This is a genomic window from Bacillus sp. SG-1, from assembly GCF_000181495.1.
Classification (GTDB): domain Bacteria; phylum Bacillota; class Bacilli; order Bacillales; family Bacillaceae_B; genus Rossellomorea.
In genome coordinates this window covers 1-1,413 of record NZ_ABCF01000172.1, presented here as the reverse complement: position 1 = coordinate 1,413, position 1,413 = coordinate 1, and the positions used below count along the sequence as shown (strand labels likewise).

Genomic DNA, 1,413 nt, shown 5'->3' with positions numbered 1-1,413 from the left:
TCTTCTCAGATAATTTACTGACTTTAGCAGTAGAGGCCCTTGCTTGCTTATGTCTAATTCCCAACCTTGTTACCTCCTTATATAATGAGGGCCGGATGAAGTTCCCCATCCAGCCCCATTAAAACTTATCGTTTCATTAAATCTTTGATACGTTTTACAGCATCCTGCCATTCTTTCTCAGGATCTCCGCCTTCTTGAACATTTCTGAGCGCCGTTAATACTTCATTGTTTACTGTTACATATTTAGGTCCTTTGTATACTTCAGGGATCTGTTTAGCTGCTTCAGCAAAATATTTGGCTGTATTTTCACCGCCGAAGTATTCATCTGAATTATTCTTGAACTCATCCATTTCATACACAGCTGGTGCAGAAGGGAATAGGCCATTTTCTACGAAAGATTCCAATTGATTCTCTGGAGATAAAAGCCATTTAGCGAATTCATACGCTTCTTCACTATGCTTTGTTTCAGATGGGATTGCGATGTAAGAGCCGCCCCAGTTACCAGCAAATTGAGTTGGCAAAGTCGTCACACGCCATTTACCTTCGCCCTCAGGTGCATTTTCTGTCATGTATCCTTTTAACCAAGCAGGTGCCATCTCTACAGCAAATCCGCCTTTATTCAATGCGTTCGCCCATTCAGGTGTCCACATTTCAAAGTTACCAACGTACCCTTCAGAATCTAATTCCACTGCAAAGTCATATGCTTCTTTGACACCGTTATCTGCTTCTTCGATTAGAAGGTCCCCATCACGGTTGAAGTAACTCACTTGCAGAGCATCCATGTTCGCACGGAATGCCATTTCCATACTATCCACCATTGGCTTTCCAGTTGCATCCAGGACTTTCTGAGCTGCAGCTTTGAAGTCTTCAGGTGTAGAAATTAACTCGCTTACTTCATCAGGGTCTGTAGGTAAACCAGCTTCTGTAAAAACATCTGTATGATAGTACATAGCTTTTGGACCGATGTCCGTAGGAAGGCCAAACAAGAAATCTCCATCCCCATTTTCTGCCCCGCGCCATTTCCAATCCAGATATTCACCTTTAACTTCTTCTGCACCTAAATCATATAGGTTCACGAAACGATCTTGCGCTTCACGGTATCTGTCTAATTGATCGACTTCAATCATCGCTAAATCAGGAGCTCCTGTACCAGCAGAAATCGCTGTGAACAAGCTATTGTGATGATCGCCTAATTCAGAAGTCTTAATATTGATCTCTACATTTGGATTTTCTTTTTCGTATTCTTCTGCTAATGACTCATAGTTCGTAGCTCCGAATAACCAAAAGTCCAGTGTAACTTTATCTCCATCCTTGGAAGTAGAGCCTTCGTCTCCACCACAAGCATATAGAAATGCACTTGCACCAAGTAACATACCAGCCAGCAAACTCTTCTTAAATTTCATTTCATTAACC

The 1,413-nt window shown here is 41.8% G+C and carries 1 protein-coding gene; it reads right to left on the bottom strand.

Annotation, left to right across the window (positions count from 1 at the left end):
* Positions 1 to 125 precede the first annotated feature (125 nt).
* Positions 126 to 1,403 (bottom strand): ABC transporter substrate-binding protein, encoded by a 1,278-nt coding sequence (locus BSG1_RS19500; protein WP_044023220.1) that lies wholly within the window; start codon positions 1,401 to 1,403, stop codon positions 126 to 128.
* Positions 1,404 to 1,413 lie beyond the last annotated feature (10 nt).

Bases quoted from the DNA above. Each gene is read 5' to 3' on its own strand.
- BSG1_RS19500 (WP_044023220.1), bottom strand. From the start codon at position 1,403: ATGAAATTTAAGAAGAGTTTGCTGGCTGGTATGTTACTTGGTGCAAGT.